The 15,781-nt window shown below is 68.6% G+C and carries 13 protein-coding genes and 1 tRNA gene; 8 read left to right on the top strand and 6 right to left on the bottom strand.

All coding sequences use genetic code 11. The features are described from left to right. Window positions 1-50: 50 nt before the first annotated feature. The 3 genes from LT971_RS13255 to LT971_RS13245 form a co-directional block, all read right to left on the bottom strand. Entirely contained in the window at window positions 51-1,937 is a 1,887-nt protein-coding gene (locus LT971_RS13255) for a carbon starvation CstA family protein (protein ID WP_237007417.1), read from the bottom strand. A gap of 198 nt (window positions 1,938-2,135) precedes the next feature. Further along, window positions 2,136-3,110, bottom strand: coding sequence for an ArsA family ATPase (locus LT971_RS13250; RefSeq protein WP_237007416.1), 975 nt, complete (start codon window positions 3,108-3,110; stop codon window positions 2,136-2,138). Window positions 3,111-3,157: 47 nt separating this feature from the next. Continuing rightward, window positions 3,158-3,454: a DUF7990 family protein gene (locus LT971_RS13245; protein WP_237007415.1), complete on the bottom strand. Its 297-nt coding sequence runs from the start codon at window positions 3,452-3,454 to the stop codon at window positions 3,158-3,160. A 96-nt stretch (window positions 3,455-3,550) separates the two neighbouring features. On the opposite strand from LT971_RS13245, the gene LT971_RS13240 reads away from it, so the two are divergent. Beyond that, complete coding sequence (locus LT971_RS13240; RefSeq protein WP_237007414.1) at window positions 3,551-4,810, top strand: CobW family GTP-binding protein; 1,260 nt, start codon at window positions 3,551-3,553, stop codon at window positions 4,808-4,810. 6 nt (window positions 4,811-4,816) lie between these two features. On the opposite strand, the gene LT971_RS13235 is transcribed toward LT971_RS13240, so the two are convergent. Then, window positions 4,817-5,056, bottom strand: coding sequence for a hypothetical protein (locus LT971_RS13235; RefSeq protein WP_237007413.1), 240 nt, complete (start codon window positions 5,054-5,056; stop codon window positions 4,817-4,819). 41 nt (window positions 5,057-5,097) lie between these two features. After that, entirely contained in the window at window positions 5,098-5,535 is a 438-nt protein-coding gene (locus tag LT971_RS13230; protein WP_237007412.1) for an SRPBCC family protein, read from the bottom strand. An 84-nt stretch (window positions 5,536-5,619) separates the two neighbouring features. On the opposite strand from LT971_RS13230, the gene LT971_RS13225 reads away from it, so the two are divergent. The 7 genes from LT971_RS13225 to LT971_RS13195 all read left to right on the top strand — a co-directional run bounded on the left by LT971_RS13225 (window position 5,620) and on the right by LT971_RS13195 (window position 14,373). After that, window positions 5,620-5,835: a DUF8107 family protein gene (locus LT971_RS13225; protein ID WP_237007411.1), complete on the top strand. Its 216-nt coding sequence runs from the start codon at window positions 5,620-5,622 to the stop codon at window positions 5,833-5,835. Window positions 5,836-5,893: 58 nt separating this feature from the next. Then, window positions 5,894-6,820, top strand: coding sequence for a D-2-hydroxyacid dehydrogenase (gene ddh / locus LT971_RS13220; protein WP_237007410.1), 927 nt, complete (start codon window positions 5,894-5,896; stop codon window positions 6,818-6,820). Between the two features lie 98 nt (window positions 6,821-6,918). After that, window positions 6,919-8,577, top strand: coding sequence for a type II/IV secretion system ATPase subunit (locus LT971_RS13215; protein WP_237007409.1), 1,659 nt, complete (start codon window positions 6,919-6,921; stop codon window positions 8,575-8,577). 1 nt (window position 8,578) lies between these two features. Next, on the top strand, window positions 8,579-10,681 hold the full coding sequence (locus LT971_RS13210) for a type II secretion system F family protein (protein WP_237007408.1): 2,103 nt from the start codon (window positions 8,579-8,581) through the stop codon (window positions 10,679-10,681). Then, on the top strand, window positions 10,678-11,307 hold the full coding sequence (locus LT971_RS13205; RefSeq protein ID WP_237007407.1) for a class I SAM-dependent methyltransferase: 630 nt from the start codon (window positions 10,678-10,680) through the stop codon (window positions 11,305-11,307). The genes LT971_RS13210 and LT971_RS13205 overlap by 4 nt, the downstream gene beginning before the upstream one ends. A 280-nt stretch (window positions 11,308-11,587) precedes the next feature. Beyond that, window positions 11,588-11,658 (top strand) — tRNA-Gly (locus LT971_RS13200). Between the two features lie 282 nt (window positions 11,659-11,940). After that, on the top strand, window positions 11,941-14,373 hold the full coding sequence (locus tag LT971_RS13195; protein WP_237007406.1) for a methyl-accepting chemotaxis protein: 2,433 nt from the start codon (window positions 11,941-11,943) through the stop codon (window positions 14,371-14,373). Between the two features lie 18 nt (window positions 14,374-14,391). Here LT971_RS13195 and LT971_RS13190 read toward each other — a convergent pair whose 3' ends face one another. Continuing rightward, window positions 14,392-15,681 (bottom strand): MFS transporter, encoded by a 1,290-nt coding sequence (locus LT971_RS13190; protein ID WP_237007405.1) that lies wholly within the window; start codon window positions 15,679-15,681, stop codon window positions 14,392-14,394. Window positions 15,682-15,781: the final 100 nt, after the last annotated feature.

Below are 15,781 nucleotides of genomic sequence, written 5' to 3'. Positions count from 1 at the left end.
GGAGGGGAAAACGGAGACTGCGTCGACCGACGCGTTCGTCACTCAGTCGCTCAGTCGTCGCCCGGTTCGGCTGCCGGCTCGCGACCGCTGCGAACGCTCGAGATGTTGCCGTACCCGATGCGCACCAGCGACAGCGCGAGGTAGATGAGCACGAACGCGAGTGCCATCTGGACGACGGCCGAGATCTGGCCGCCGAGCGCCGTCACGCCGCCCTCGATGAGCTTCTGGTAGAGGTTGTCCCAGAGCGCGACCCAGGACAGCCCGAGCACGGTGATGGTCACCATGATGGCCATCGGGACGCCGGTGGAGACGAGCTGGTTGGACTCGTCCCAGTTGGCGAGCCAGATGGTGCCGGCCAGCAGCGCGAGCGCCGCCAGCAGCTGGTTTGCGCCACCGAACAGGGCCCACAGCGTCACCCACTCGCCGGAGATGACGAGCGCGTACGCGATGAGCGACTGGATGGCCGGGTTCGTGTACCGGCCCTTCGCGAACGACTCGGGGTCGGCGGAGAGCCCGGTCGTGGTGCCGCTGCCGGTGGTACCGACAATCTCCTCCATCATGTAGCGGCCGAGGCGAGCGGCCGTGTCAGTGGACGTGAGCAGGAAGCTCACGAGCACCAGCGCCATGAACGGCGCGCCGAAGCTCGTCGGGATGCCGAGGCTAGTGAGGATGATGCCGCCACCCGTCGCGAAGTTCGGGAGTGCGCCACCGATGCCGCCACCCGCGGCTGCCGTGGTCGAGCCGGCGACGGCGAGCGTCGAGATGGCGACCGAGGCGAGCAGGCCTTCGCCGAGCATGCCGCCGTAGCCGATGAGGCGGGCGTCGCTCTCCTTGTTCAGCTGTTTCGCCGTGGTGCCGGAGGACACCAGCGAATGGAACCCACTGATGGTCCCGCAGGCGATGGTGACGAACAGCAGGGGGAACAGCGGCGTGATGCCGCGCGTGTCGACCGCCAGTTCGCTCCCCCAGAAGCCCATGTAGGCTCCGATGGAGGAGTCGATGACGAGAGGCTGCGACGGCGTCGTGATGAACGTACCGGCGATGATGGCCAGCAGCGCGCCCCCGACGCCCGAGTACAGCAGGAACGACGACAGGTAGTCACGCGGCTGGAGCAGCACCCAGACCGGGAGTGCGCTCGCGAGCGTCGCGTAGATGAGGATGACCGGTACCCAGCCGGCGACGTTCGGCGTGAGAATCGCGGCGGGGTCCACGACGGCGCCCGGGAGCCACGCGCCGTTGCCGAGGAACTCGAAGAGGATGATGGTCCCCTCGGGGTACGCGCCCGTCTCGACGGCGGGGAACAGCGCAACCGGGTACTGGATGCCGAGCCAGACGCCCGCGAACACGCCGGCGACGAACAGGATCGTCCCCGGGATGAACGGACCGTCGAGCTGGTACAGGTAGATGCCGAACAGGAACGCGAGCCCGATGTACACCAGGCTCGCGGTCGCCGCCGACGGGAACGCGTTCAGCACGATGCCGACGACGAGCGCGAACACCGCCACCACGAGGATGATGGTGAGGAAGGCGAACCACAGCAGCATGTCCTTCCCGCGCTCGCCGACGTACTCGCCGATGATGTAGCCGATGGACTTCCCCTCGTGTCGCATCGACCCGGACAGCGAGATGAAGTCGTGGACGGCGCCCATCAGGGGGTTGCCGATGGCGACCCACAGGAGGGCTGGTACCCAGCCCCAGATGGCGCCTGCCGTGATGGGGCCGACGATGGGTGCGCCGCCCGCGATGCTCGAGAAGTGGTGCCCGAGCAGCACTGGTTTCTTTGCCGGTACGTACTCCTGGCCGTCTTCGTACTTGTGTGCCGGGGTCTCACGCGAGTCGTCGAGGTCCACGAAGCGGGAGAGGTACTTGGAGTACCCGACGTATCCCACTGTGAACGTGGTGAGTACCGCGGCCACGATCCAGATTACTTGCGTCATGACAGTCCCACCTCGTGCGAGTCATTCACAGACTATTATTTATGTGTTTGTGTCCAAGTGAAATCCTCGCAAATCGCGGCCTTCCTTCCAGACACAGAGTGTCGTAACGAGTACCCGTCGTGGGGTTCCGACCGCCGTTACGGGACGTTACGGGGTAGTAAAGAGTAGCTTAACGGGGGTCGCGGGCTGCGCGCGCGCTCAGACGAACGTCGGTTGCTCCGCGCCGACGGCCACGTCCAGTTCGTCCGCGACGTCCGCGAGCAGGTCTCCCTGGACCTCCCGAGTGCGGAACTCGATCTCGGCGACCAGCGGCGGGTCGAACGTCTCCCGGACGCGGTCGAGACGCTCGCGCTCCGTCTCGACGCGGTCCCGCAGATAGCGGGCCCCCCGGCCGTCCTCGTCCTCGTCGGGCGTCGGCGTCAGCTTGTTCGCGACGAGGCCCCGGACGCCGAGGTCCTCGCCCTCCAGGTCCGCGATGGCGCGCTCGGTCTCGTTCAACGACAGCGTGTCCGGGTTCAAGACGAGGAAGAACGCGGCGTCGTTCCGGAGCGCGCCGCCCGCGAACTCGAAGAACTCCTTGCGCTCCCGGAGCCGCTCGAGCACGGGGTCGCCCTCCATCACGCGCCGCGGTTCGCTGTTGCCGATAGCGGCCTTCTCGAAGAGGTCGATGCTCTGCTCGCGCTTGTGCATCAACCGCTGTACCCAGTCCTCCATGAACTCCGGGAGCGCGAGCAGACGGAGCGTCGAGCCGGTCGGCGCCGTGTCGAAGACGACCCGGTCGTAGGGGTCACTCGACCGCATCACGTCGACGAACCGGTCGAACAGCGCGGACTCGTAGGCGCCCGGCGTCTGGTGGGCCATCTCCAGTTGCTGGTTGATCTCGTTGACCATCGCCGCCGACACCTGGTCCGAGAGCCGGTTCCGGATGTCGTCGAGGTGCGCGGTGACCTCTTCGTCGGGGTCGATCTCGAGCGCCGACAGGCCGTCGACGCCCTCGACGGGCTCGGGGGTGTCCGAGAACTGCTGGTCGAAGACGTCGGAGACGGAGTGCGCCGGGTCCGTGGACACGACCAGCGTCTCCACACCCTCGTTCGCGCACTTCAGGCCGTACGCACACGAGATGGTCGTCTTGCCGACGCCGCCCTTCCCGCCGACGAACACGAACGGCTCCATCTACGCGACCACCCGCCGACTGCCGCTCGTGGGGACAGTTCCCGCCATCAGAAGTGGTACTGCTGGCCCTTGCGTTCGACGTACGAGTCGCGGTCCCAGAGCCGGCGCTCCCACGCCTCGAACTCGTCTTCGAGGTACGGCAGCAACTCGGCGGTGTAGTAGGAGACGGGCGACGGGATGCCGAAGGCGTCCGGGAAGCACGCGAGCATGAACACGTCCTCCGTGTCCTCGGCTTCCTTCTCGATCTTCTCGTAGGCCGGGTGCGTGATCATGCCGTGGTAGAGCCCCCGGAGCCACTCCTCGAGGGTGGCCCGGTAGCGTTCGATGCGCTCGGCGACTGACATAGCCGGTGCTACGCGCTCGCACGGGAAAAGGTGTCGTCCGGCCCGGCGGGGTGCTGGGAGCGGGAACCTGAAGGTGTCAGGCGCGTATCGGGGCGTATGAGCGACCGTATTCCCGTGACGGTGCTGTCCGGCAGCCTCGGCGCGGGGAAGACCACGCTGTTGAACCACGTCCTGCGGAACGCCGGCGACCGCGACGTCGCCGTGCTCGTCAACGACATGGGCGACGTCAACGTGGACGCCGAGCTCGTCGCCGAGGGCTCGGACACCGACGTGACCGGCGGTGTGACAGAGCTGTCGAACGGCTGCATCTGCTGTGAGCTCCAGGACGACCTGGAGGCCGCAGTGGTGCGGCTGGCGAACGACCGGGAGTTCGACCACCTCGTCGTCGAGTCCTCCGGCATCTCGGAGCCGGCGCCGGTCGCGCGGCTGTTCACAGCCGAGTCGCGTGCCGCCGCCCGCTACCGCGTGAACGCACTCGTGACGGTCGTGGACGCGCGCCTGCTCGTGGACACCTTCGGCGGCGACGGAACGCCCGAGCGGCGCGTCGAGGCCGGTGACAACGACGAGGAGGACCGGCCGCTCTCGGACCTGCTCGTCGAGCAGATCGAGGTGTCGAACGCCGTCCTCCTGAACAAGGCCGACCTCTGCACGGAAGCGGAGCTGGAGACGGCGGCGGAACTGGTCGCCGCGCTCCAGCCCGACGCCGAGACCCGCCGCACGGAGTTTTCGGCGGTCGACCCGGACTGGCTGTTCGGACTGGAGTCCTTCGACGAGACCGAACTCGGCGACCTCCCGGGCTGGAAGCGCGCGCTCGGAGACGCCGGCCACGCCCACGGCGCGGGCGACGACCACGATGCCGACGGGAGCCACCACGACCACCACCACCCCGACGAGGTGTACGGCGTGTCGTCGTTCACCTTCCGTCGGCGTCGACCGTTCCACCCGGAGCGCTTCGCGAGCGTCCTCCGGAGCCTTCCGGACGGTGTGGTGCGCTCGAAGGGCACGACGTGGGTGGCGGGCTCGGAGTTCCGCCAGACTGTCGCGCAGGCCGGCCCGTCCGTGCGCGTGACTGCACGCGGACCGTGGATCGCGTCGCTGCCCGAGGTGCAACAGGACCTCTACCGGTCGAACCGCCCGGACCTCGAGTGGGACGACGAGCACGGCGACCGGCTCACCGAGTACGTCGTCATCGGGACAGACTTTGACGAGGACGAGCTCCGCGAGCGGCTGGCGGACGCGCTGGTCACGGACGAGGAGTGGGAGCGCGCAGACGAACTTGACGCCGGACCGTTCCCCACCGAGAACGAGGCCGAGGCGGTGCTGGCGGAGCCGACGCCGAGCGACGGCGCGGGGTGAGCGCTGTCAGCAGGCGCAGCCGTCGGCGTGCGAGCGCTCGAACCGCATCGCCTCGCCGCAGTCCGGACACTCCGGAGTGTCGTCGGCGTCCATCGACAGCCCCTCGTCCTCGACGTCGACGTCTCGCACGCGGACGCCGCAGTCGTCACACCAGTACGCGCCAGCCGACTGCTCGCCGCTTTCGGGCTGCTCGGCACTCTCCGTGTCCGGTTCGAACGCAGACGATACCGCGTCAATGAGTCCCATACCCACGCTTGGGGGTCGAGGAACTTAGTTTCGAGGGCGCGTCACGTCTCTGCGTCGATGCTAGCCAGCAGCCGGTCGAGTTCGCCACCGCGCTTCCAGGCCGCTATCCGGTCGGCAAACGGCACCCGCGTTCCCAGTTCGACGACCGACCGCGCGGTCACCAGCGCTCCCTCGTCCTGCGGTTCGACGGTGAGCCGCGTCGTCATCTCGTCGAAGGGGCCGCCGTTTCCGAGTTGCTCGTAGCGGTACCCGTCCGCCAGCTCCGTGAACAGCAACCGGAGTTTCACCCCCGTCCCGCCGGCGGTGACGACAGTCCCGTCGTCGCCCGCCGTTTCGGCTGTCTCCGCCACTGAGCCCGCGTCCTGCACGTCGAACACGTCGAAGCTCCCCTCCCAGTCCACGATGGTGGTGGGCGAGAGCAGTCGCTGCACCTCCGCGGGCGTCCCGCCGACCCGCCGCGTCCGTTCGACCTCGCGCATGTCCGGACGCTCGCACCCCGGGGTCTTATCGTCTGGCACCTCGCAGCGCCAAGAGCTAAGTGGCGGACTCACACCCGTCCAGACATGGACGACTCCGACCCGGACGGCTTCGGCGCCGGCGCCGAACGGTCGAGCGGTGACACGCGCGTCGTGCTCGCACTGAACGCCGTACTCTCGACCATCTTCGCGCTCACCATCACGTGGGGCCTGGACTTCGTCGGCTCGCTGGAGTTCACGCTCGTGAACGCTGCCACGCTCGCCATCCTGCTGTTCGCCGTCTCGTACGCCGTCGCCTCCTGAACCGCAATCGCCGGTGCCGATAGACTGTAGGGGGTCGCCGCGGAACCCCCGACCTGACATGACACTCAGACTCGGCATCCACGACTCCGTCGAGGCCGTGTTCCCGCCCGAGGTACTGCTCGACGACTTCGACGACGTCGACGCGGAGGTCTCTGTCGTCGACACGGCAGGCGTCTCCGACGTGGACGCACTGGTCACGTTCGCCCACGAGGACGCCTTCCTCGACGCCGGCCTGCGGTGGGTCCACTCCGTGCAGGCGGGAGTCGACAAGTTCCCGCTGGACGAGTACGCCGAGCGGGACATCCACGTGACGAACAGCACGGGCCTCCACGGCGCGAGCGTCGGCGAAACCGTCGCTGGCTACATGCTGTCGTTCGCGCGGCGGCTCCACGAGTACCGCTCGAACCAGGAACGCAACGAGTGGGCGTGGGCCGACCGCGAGGACGCCTTCACCGTCGACGGCTCCTCGGTCTGCGTCGTCGGCCTCGGGACGCTCGGGCAGGGCATCGCGGCGCGCGCCGACGCCCTCGGAATGGACGTCACCGGTGTCAAGCGCACGCCGACGCCCGTCGACCACGTCGACACCGTCTACCCGACGGGCGACCTCCACGAGGCCATCTCGGAGTCGAAGTTCGTCGCGCTCGCCGTCCCGCTCACCGACGACACCGAGGGGATGATCGGCGCCGACGAGCTCGCCGCGATGCGGGACGACGCCGTCCTCCTGAACGTCGCCCGCGGCCCGGTCGTCGACCAGGACGCACTCGTCGACGCGCTCCGGAACGACGACCTCGCCGGCGCCGCACTCGACGTCTTCGAGACGGAGCCGCTCCCCGAGGACTCGCCGCTCTGGGACTTCGAGGACGTCGTCGTGACGCCGCACGCCGCAGCGGCAACTCGCGACTATCCCGACCACATCGCCGCAGTCGTCCGCGAGAACGTCCGCCGGCTCGACGCCGGCGACCGCCTCGGGAACCTCGTCGTCTGACCGGGACCCCAGTTGCAGTCCGGGGGGTCGAGGACGCCGTCACGCCATCGGGCCGGACAGTTTTTAAGGTCACGCGGGCGAAGGGTTCAGTAGCACCGATGGCCGAAGACTTCCTCGCGGGACTCGACGGCGGCAGCCTCGACGACCTCCGGCAGCAGGCCAGACGCGTCGTCGAGGTGCTGCGCGGGTCGGCCGTCGACGTTCCCGAGTACGACCCGCAGGCCCACGGCCCGCTGGTCTCCTTCGACGGCCTCGACGGCTTCGAGGAAGTCGACCGCTACTGGGTGAACGCACCCTACGCCTTCGTCTTCGTCGGCTTCGACGCAGAGACCGACGAACACCGCTACCACGTCGTCGAACCACACCTCGACGACTTCGAGCGCGAGCTACTGGACACGCTGTACGACGACATCCGGAACGCGCTCATCTACGACGCCGCCTACGACCCCGAGGACCGCGAGGCGGTCCTGAAGACCCAGATGCAGCGGCTCCTCTCCGAGTACGGCGTCGAAATCGACCCGAACGCCTTCTACCGGCTGTTCTACTACCTCCACCGCGCCTTCGAGGGGTTCGAGAAGCTCGACCCCCTGATGCAGGACCCCCACATCGAGGACATCTCCTGCGACGGGTACGGCCTCCCGCTGTTCGTCTACCACACCGAGTACACGGACATCGAGACGAACGTCAGCTACGACAAACAGGAGCTCGACGGCTTCGTCGTCCGGCTCGCCCAGCAGTCCGGCCGCCACATCTCCATCGGCGACCCCGTCACGGAGACGACGCTGCCGGACGGCTCCCGGGCCGAACTCGCGCTCGGCGAGGAGGTCACCCCGCGCGGGTCGGCGTTCACCATCCGGAAGTACAGCGAGGAGCCGTTCACGCCCGCGACGCTCGTCGACTACAACACGTTCGACCTCGACCAGATGGCGTACCTGTGGCTCGCCATCGAGTCCAACAAGAGCCTCATCTTCGCCGGCGGCACGGCCTCCGGGAAGACCACGTCGATGAACGCCGTGTCCATGTTCGTGCCGCCGCGCTCGAAGGTGCTCACCATCGAGGACACCCGCGAGCTCACGCTCTACCACGACAACTGGCTGTCCTCGGTCACCCGCGAATCCGGCGGCGGCGGTGACGGCGACGACATCACGATGTACGACCTGCTGCGGTCCGCGCTCCGCCACCGCCCCGAGTACATCGTCGTCGGCGAGGTGCGCGGCGAGGAAGCGATGACGCTGTTTCAGGCGATGAACACCGGCCACACCACGTACTCGACGATGCACGCCGACAGCGTGCAGACGGTCATCAACCGCCTCGAGAACGACCCCATCAACGTCCCGCGGGCGATGATTCAGAGCCTCGACATCCTCTGCGTGCAGACGCTCACGCACGTCGGCGACGAGCGCGTCCGGCGCAACCGCGTCATCGCCGAGATCGAGGGCATCGACCAGCGCACCGGCGACCTCGACTACTCCACGGCGTTCGAGTGGAACCCCACCAGCGACACCTTCGAGCAGCGCGACTCGAACGTCCTCGACGAGATTCAGGACGAGCGCGGCTGGTCCCGCAGCGACCTCCTCCGGGAGCTCAAGAACCGCAAGCGCGTGCTCCAGTACCTCGTCGAACAGGACGTCACCGACTACCGGCGGTTCACCGCACTCGTCAACGAGTACTACGCACAGCCCGAGCGCGTCGTCGACCGCGTCACGGAGGCCCTCGAGGACGACGTCACCGTCGACGCGCCCGGCGTCGCCGAGTAACATGGTTCTGGTCTACCTCCCGCTGGTGGCCGTCTTCGTGCTCGTGTTCGTGGTGCTGCTGGCCGTGGTCGTCGACCCGGTCGACCGCGCGCTCTCCCGCGCCGCCATCGCCGGCTTCGGTGCGTTCGCGCGGGACCGCCAGACCGCCAACCCCGACCAGGTCGCCGCCCTCCGGGGCGCGCACGTCGCCCAGACCTACCGGCTGTACGCCGCCCGGACGTACCTGTTCGCGTCCATCGCCGCGTTCGCCGCGAGCCTCCTCGGCGTCTACCTCGTCGCCGGCGTCCTCGTCTTCCTCGGCAACGCCGGCGAGGGCATCCGCCAGCAGTTCCCCGCAATCACTCAGGGCCTGTTCGTCGACAGCGTCGCGGCGTTCTCCGTCCCAGAGCTGTTCGTCGCGTTCCTGCTCTCCGGCGCCACGCTCGGCGTCGTCGCCGCCTACGCCACCTACAAGGTCCGGTGGCTGCTCCCGAGCTACGAGGCCGGCGAGCGCGCGCGCCGCATCGACACCTCGATGGAGCGCACCGTCGCCTTCATGTACGCGCTCTCACGCAGTGGCATGACGCTGACCGACGTCCTCCGCATCCTCGCGCGCAACCAGGCCGTCTACGGGGACGCCGCCCGGGAGATGGCGATTGCGGTCAAGGACGTCGACCTCTACGGCGCGGACATCATCGAAGCCCTCCAGCGGCTCTCCGAACGCACCCCGAGCGACGACCTCGCCGAGTTCACCGAGAACCTCGGCAGCGTCCTGCAGTCCGGTCAAGAGCTCCCCTCGTTTCTCAAGAAGGAGTACGAGTACTACGAGGAGGAAGCCGAAGCCAACCAGGAGCAGTTTCTCGAGTTGCTCGCGACGCTCGCCGAGGCCTACGTCACCGTGCTCGTCGCCGGGCCGCTGTTCCTCATCACCATCCTCGTCGTCATCGGCCTGACGCTCGGCGGGACCCTTGACTTCCTCCGGCTCACGGCGTTCTTCCTCATCCCGGCGGCGACGGTGGGGTTCGTCGTCTACCTCGACGCCATCACCGACGCCGCCACGGGCGGCTCGGACGACGACGCCGGTGACATCGACGAGGGGCTCCGGTTCCAGTCCATTCCCCGGCCCGCGCTGGACGCCACACCCGACGGGGGCACGAGCGTCGACGCCACGCGAGCCGCGAACCGCGAGCGGTTCGCCACGTACGAGCGACTGCGCCCCGTTCTCTACCGGCTCCGCAACCCGCTGACGGTCGTGCTCGAGACCCCGACGGTCCTCTTCTGGGGGACAGTGCCGCTGGCCCTGCTCTACCTCGGCGTCCAGTGGTGGGCGCCGCTGACTTCGCGCGTGTTCGACGTGACTGCCTACGACGACGCGTTCGTGCACGTCGCGCTGTTCGTGCTCGGCACGTTCTCGCTCGCCTACGAGGTCTCCCGGCGGCGCCGAAACGCCATCGAGGCCGGCGTCCCCGACTTCCTCGACCGGTTCGCGTCCACGAACGAGGCCGGTATGGCTGCCGTCGAGAGCTTCGGCCGGACCGTCGATGGCAAACTCGGCGCGCTCACACAGGAACTGGAGCGCACGTGGGCCGACGTCCAGTGGGGGGCGCGTATCGAGAACGCGTTCGAGCGGTTCCGCGACCGCGTCGACACGCCGGCGGTCTCGCGGGTCGTGACGCTGACCACGAACGCGATGTCCGCCAGCGGCAATCTCGGCCCCGTCCTCCGGATTGCCGCCGACGAAGCGAAAGCGACCCGGCGGCTGGCGCGCGACCGTCGCAACGAGCTGCTGACCTACCTCGTCGTCATCTACGTCTCCTTTTTCGTGTTCATCGCCATCGTCGTGGCACTGGACCTCATCTTCATCCCGAACATCCCGACCCAGTCCGTGACGCCGGCCGTGGAGGGCGCCGAAGCCGTCGACTCCGGGCCGTTCTCGCAGGCCGGCCAGCTCACCGAGGAGGACAAGGCCGACTACAGCACGGTGTTCTTCCACACGAGTCTCGTGCAGGCCGTCTGCTCGGGGCTGGTCGCCGGACAGATGGGCGAAGGCACCGTGAAGGCGGGGGCGAAGCACGCGACGATCATGTTGACGATCGCGTACGCGACCTTCCTCCTCATCGGATGACGGACGTCCACCACACCTACGACCGTATCGCGGGCCACTTCGCACAGACCCGCGAGTACCCGTGGCCGGAGGTCGAGGCGTTCCTCGACGGCCGGACCGCGGAGGTAGCTCTCGACCTCGGCTGCGGGAACGGCCGACACGCCGAGGTGCTGGCAGAGTGCGCGGACCAGGTGGTCTGCGTCGACGCCAGCACCGGCCTCCTGCGGGAAGCCCGGAGCCGGTCGGTCGAGCGCGACTTCGCGGCGGCGCTGGTTGCCGGCGACGCCGCCCGCGTCCCGCTCCGGGCGGACGCCGTGGACCTCGCGGTGTACGTCGCGACGCTCCACCACCTCCCCGACAGGGCGGCGAGAGTCGCGAGCCTCGACGAACTGGCGCGCGTGCTCGACCCGGGCGGCGCTGCCGTCGTCTCGGTCTGGAGCACGGAGCACGACCGCTTCGACGAACGCGAGGGGTTCGACACGACCGTCGACTGGACACTCCCGGGCGGCGAGACCGTCCCCCGGTTCTACCACGTCTACGACCCCGAAGAGTTCGACGCGGATCTCGCCGACAGCGACTTCGCGGTCGTGGAGTCGTTCGTCTCCAGCGGCAACTGTTACGCAGTCGTCACTCCCGAGACGGACTGAGGGCGAACAGGCGGACGCTCTGCGTGCCGTCGCGCGGCGCGTCCGCCGGTTTCGCTCGGCCGCGCGACGGCGACTGTCAGGCCACAGGGGTGGTGGTCCCGATCTCGCACTTGAACGTTCGTCCGAAGGGAAACGCCCATAAACGACGGCAGGAAAGCACTGGGTGAGCGCCGGTGGTGAGCAAACCCGCAGGGTTTGCGAGCCACGGGGCGCGAGCGAAGCGAAGCGCGCCGGTGTTGAGGCGGCCGGAGGTCGCCGATGCGCGGCGCGAAGGAAGTGAGCGCCGGTGGTCTAGTGGCAGGACCTGAGCCTTCCAAGCTCATGGCCCGGGTTCAAATCCCGGCCGGCGCATTTCTGCCAAAGGAAGTGAGACGAAATACGCAGGGATTCTGAACCCTGCGAGTCGCAGCCCGCGAAGCGTCGCGAGCAGGAACGTCTCGCATCGGTTCAAATTTCGGATGTCGCAGAGCGGCATCCGACGTGAGCAGTCTGCCGGGCTGCTCACTCCCGGCCGGCGCACTCGCTGCGGTCTGTCGGTTCACGTTTCGACAGCCGTGGCCGGGTGTCGGTCGTTTTCACACGTGAGAGCGCCAGGAGTATCTTTATACGGGAGAACTGTCGGTTTCGGGACGAATGTCGCTACGCTCGTTGGTCAGCAGCGTCGGGGGGCGCCTGCTGCCGGGGTTCGTGCGGCGCAGCTACCTCGCGAAGTTCGGGGCTGCGCTCCTGGTAGTGGTGGTCTGTATCGGCGCTGTCGGGGCAGTGACGTACACCGACACGTCGAGCCAGCTCAGGCAGAGTTCGGAAGCCGAGTTCACGACGGCGGCCGAGTTGAGTTCGACGTCGGTCACCGAGTGGCGTGAAGAGCGAACGAACAACGCCCGGATGCTCGCGCAGTACGGCATCCTCGAGAGCGGGAAGTACGCGGAGGTGCGGGAGTTCCTCGAGGGAGAGCTGGACAGTCTGCCGGCAGACGTCCGGAACCTCCACTACGTGAACTTCGCGAACCAGGAGGTCGTCGCGAGCACCGACGACAAGCTGCAGGGCGAGCGGTTGAACGCCGATGAGACGCCGTGGAGCGAGCAGGGCGTCGTGTACGGATCGAACGGGGTGTTCGTCTCGAAGCCGTACGTCAAAGACGGGGCGACGCGGGTGGCGTACGTGGCGCACATCGAGACGGATTTGGGCCGACGGGCGGCGGTGGTGATGACGACGAGCATGACAGCGGTGACGACGAACTTCCGGAAGCCGACCGAAGGCAGTTTCACACAGCTGGTCGGCGGTGAAGGCGCGGTCCTTGCAGACGGCAGTCAGGTTGCGACACTCGGGCCGTACGTGGCGAACGGGAGTTCGTCTGTCGTGGGTGCGACGGAGCCCGGGTTCGTGTCTGCGGGTTCGGTGGCGAAGGAGATGGAGTCCGACCACGTCGTCGCGTACGCTCCCGTCGAGGGGACGCCGTGGGTGGTGGCGTTGCACGTGCCGACGAGCGAGGCGTACGCGCTGCAGTCGACCGTCAGCGAGAACGTCCTGTTGATGCTGGGGGTGGCGCTGGCGGGACTCGGGTTCATCGGGCTGACGCTCGGCCGGGGGACCGTGAGTGCGCTGAACGTCCTCGAGCGGAAGGCGGAGGCGCTGGAGCGCGGGGAGTACGACACGGACCTGCAGGTCGGTCGCGAGGACGAGCTCGGGCGGCTGTTCGCGTCGTTCGCGAGTCTGCGGGACACCGTCCAGGAGCGCATCCGGGAGGCCGAGGCTCAGCAGGAGGCTGCGGAGGCGGCGCGCTCGGACGCCGAGGAGGCGCAGTCGGAGGCCGAGGCGGCCCGCGAGCGCGCAGAGGCGGCGCGCCAGGAGTCCGAGCAGCAGGCGCGCCAGCTGGAGGAGACGGCAGCCGAGTTCTCGGAGACGATGGCCGCGTACGCCGGCGGCGACCTGACGGTGCGCCTCGACGAGGACGTCGACCAGGCGGCGATGGCGGACGTGGCGGCGTCGTTCAACGAGATGGCTGCGGACATGGAGTCGACCGTCGCCGAAGTGGTGTCGTTCGCCGACGAGGTGGCGGCGGCGAGCGACGAGGCGTCGGCGCGCGCCGAGACGGTCGAACAGACGGGCCGCGAGGTCTCGGACGCCGTCGGCCGCATCAGCGAGCGGACGGACGAGCAGCGCGACGAACTGGAGGGCGTGGCGGGGGAGACCGACGAGATGTCGGCGACCATCGAGGAGGTCGCGGCCAGCGCCGACGAGGTGGCCGAGACCTCCCAGAGCGCGGCGGCGCTGGGCGACGACGGCCGGGAGGCGGCCAGCAAGGCCGTCGCGGAGCTCCGGGACATCGAGACGGAGACCGAGCGGACGGCCGAGGCCGTCGGCGAACTGGAGTCCCGGATGGCGGAGATCGAGGATATCGTCGACGTCATCACGGACATCGCCGAGCAGACGAACATGCTGGCGCTGAACGCGAACATCGAGGCCGCGCGTGCCGACCAGAGCGGCGACGGCTTCGCCGTGGTCGCCGACGAGGTCAAGGACCTCGCCGACGAGACCAAGGAGTCCGCCGAGGAGATCGAGGCACTCGTCGCGGAGGTGCGCGAGCAGACCGACGAGAGCGTCACCGCGATGGACGCTATCCGGGACCGGGTGGGCGACGGCGTCGAGACGGTAGAGGCGACCGAGGACACGCTGTCGGACATCGTGGCGCGAATCGAGGAGGCCGACACCGGCGTCCAGGAGATCTCGCGAGCGATGGACGACCAGGCGTCGTCGGTGACTGACGTCTCGGCGGCCGTCGACGACGTGGTGCGCCTCGGCGAGGAGACCGCCGAGGAGGCGGGACAGGCGGCCGAGGCGGCCGGCGAGCAGGCGGAGACGCTGTCGGAGGTCGCCGAGCAGACGCGGACGCTCTCGGACCGCGCCGCGGCGCTGCGCGATCGGGTCGACCAGTTCGAGGTCGACGCCGGCGCAGTCAGTGACGAGGGCGGCGCTGGCGGGCTGGGCGGCGGGGACGGGCCCGAGCCGGCCGACGGGCCATCTGTCGAGGAGGCACGGACAGACGGCTTCGACTGGGAGCAGTGAGCGGACTGCGCCTGTCGGTCAGTCGCTCGGCGCGGCCCTCGCGTCGGGCATCTGGGTGCGAGCCCTGACGACGACGAACACGCCGGCCGAGGCGGCGATGAACGCGGCTGCGGTGAGGAACGCCGTCGTCGGCCCGAACACGTCCTTGATGAGGCCGACCGAGAGCGGGCCGGCGACCTGACCCACCTTCCAGGAGATGGAGCGCAGGCTCATCGCCGAGGCGGGTGAGTCGATGCGTTCGCCCTCGGAGACGAACAGCGCCATACTCGCGGGCAGCCGGATGGAGTCGGCGACGCCGAGCACGAGGTACGCCGAGAACAGGGTGGCGACGGCAGGTGTGACGGTGTACGCGAACCCCACACCGGCGACGGTGACGGCCTCGAAGGCGCGCTGGGCGTGGGGCGCCAGCGGCACCATCGCGATGCCGACGCCGTAGAGGAGCGCGCCGACGAGCACGAAGTAGTGTTTCTTCCCGACGCGGTCGGTGAGGTCGCCCATGTACCCCTGGAGGAGGGCTTTCGCGAGCTTGCCGCCGCCGTGGATGGCGCCGATGGCGAACGCGCCGACGCCGAACTGGGTGCGAGCGTAGATAGGGAGGAAGATGATGATGGACATCTTCCCGACGCTGAACGCCGTGCGGAACGCCACGAGTGCCCGCACCATCGGGATGTCCAGCAGGCCGACGAGCGTCTCGACGCCCGTTCGTTCGTCCTCGTCGGCCTGCCCGCCGGGGTTGTCGCGGAGCGCGACGAACACGAGAACGGTTGCGGCGACAGTGATGGCTGCGAGGAAGGCGTACGTCTCGGTGAAACCGTAGGCGTAGAGGAGGTAGCCGCCGACGAGGTCGCCGAGGAACGACGACGTGGCGCCCACCTGATTGTAGACACCGAGCCACCGGCCTCGGGCGCCCTTCGTGGCGATTTCGCCGACGACCGTCGACCCCGTGATCCAGAGGATGCTGGCGCCGAGTCCCTGCACGACGCGCACGAGCAGGACGTGGACGGGGCTGGAGACGAACACGAACGCGACGAAGACGGCGACGTTGATGGCGAGGCCGGCGAGCAGCCAGCGTTTGGCGTTGCCGGTGTCGACGGCGCGGCCCAGCGGCAGGACGATGAACGCCTGCACGACGGCGAACCCCGTGACCCAGAGCCCCTCGACGACCCCGGTGGTGCCGAAGGCGTCGGCGTACAGCGCGAGCGCGATGAGGATGGTGGAGTAGGCTTGCGCTCGCGCGAACGCCGTCCCGGCGAGGGCGGCGAACTCGGTGTTCCGGAGCAGGGCGAGAGGGCTTCCTGACTCGGCCACTGTTACGAACCGAAATACTACACCGGGGTGTTTGAAAGAATCGAACTGCGACCTGGCTTGCCGGATGACCGCTACCCACAGGGCTTAGTCGGCGCGCAGT

This window comes from Halobacterium rubrum (assembly GCF_021729015.1).
GTDB lineage: Archaea > Halobacteriota > Halobacteria > Halobacteriales > Halobacteriaceae > Halobacterium > Halobacterium rubrum.
The sequence above is the reverse complement of the archived record's forward strand: the minus strand, read 5'-3'. Positions and strand labels throughout refer to the sequence as shown.

Excerpts from the sequence above, each read along its gene's own strand:
- LT971_RS13255 (WP_237007417.1), bottom strand. The coding sequence starts at position 1,937 with ATGACGCAAGTAATCTGGATCGTGGCCGCGGTACTCACCACGTTCACA.
- LT971_RS13250 (WP_237007416.1), bottom strand. The coding sequence starts at position 3,110 with ATGGAGCCGTTCGTGTTCGTCGGCGGGAAGGGCGGCGTCGGCAAGACG.
- LT971_RS13245 (WP_237007415.1), bottom strand. The coding sequence starts at position 3,454 with ATGTCAGTCGCCGAGCGCATCGAACGCTACCGGGCCACCCTCGAGGAG.
- LT971_RS13240 (WP_237007414.1), top strand. The coding sequence starts at position 3,551 with ATGAGCGACCGTATTCCCGTGACGGTGCTGTCCGGCAGCCTCGGCGCG.
- LT971_RS13235 (WP_237007413.1), bottom strand. The coding sequence starts at position 5,056 with ATGGGACTCATTGACGCGGTATCGTCTGCGTTCGAACCGGACACGGAG.
- LT971_RS13230 (WP_237007412.1), bottom strand. The coding sequence starts at position 5,535 with ATGCGCGAGGTCGAACGGACGCGGCGGGTCGGCGGGACGCCCGCGGAG.
- LT971_RS13225 (WP_237007411.1), top strand. The coding sequence starts at position 5,620 with ATGGACGACTCCGACCCGGACGGCTTCGGCGCCGGCGCCGAACGGTCG.
- ddh (WP_237007410.1), top strand. The coding sequence starts at position 5,894 with ATGACACTCAGACTCGGCATCCACGACTCCGTCGAGGCCGTGTTCCCG.
- LT971_RS13215 (WP_237007409.1), top strand. The coding sequence starts at position 6,919 with ATGGCCGAAGACTTCCTCGCGGGACTCGACGGCGGCAGCCTCGACGAC.
- LT971_RS13210 (WP_237007408.1), top strand. The coding sequence starts at position 8,579 with ATGGTTCTGGTCTACCTCCCGCTGGTGGCCGTCTTCGTGCTCGTGTTC.
- LT971_RS13205 (WP_237007407.1), top strand. The coding sequence starts at position 10,678 with ATGACGGACGTCCACCACACCTACGACCGTATCGCGGGCCACTTCGCA.
- LT971_RS13195 (WP_237007406.1), top strand. The coding sequence starts at position 11,941 with ATGTCGCTACGCTCGTTGGTCAGCAGCGTCGGGGGGCGCCTGCTGCCG.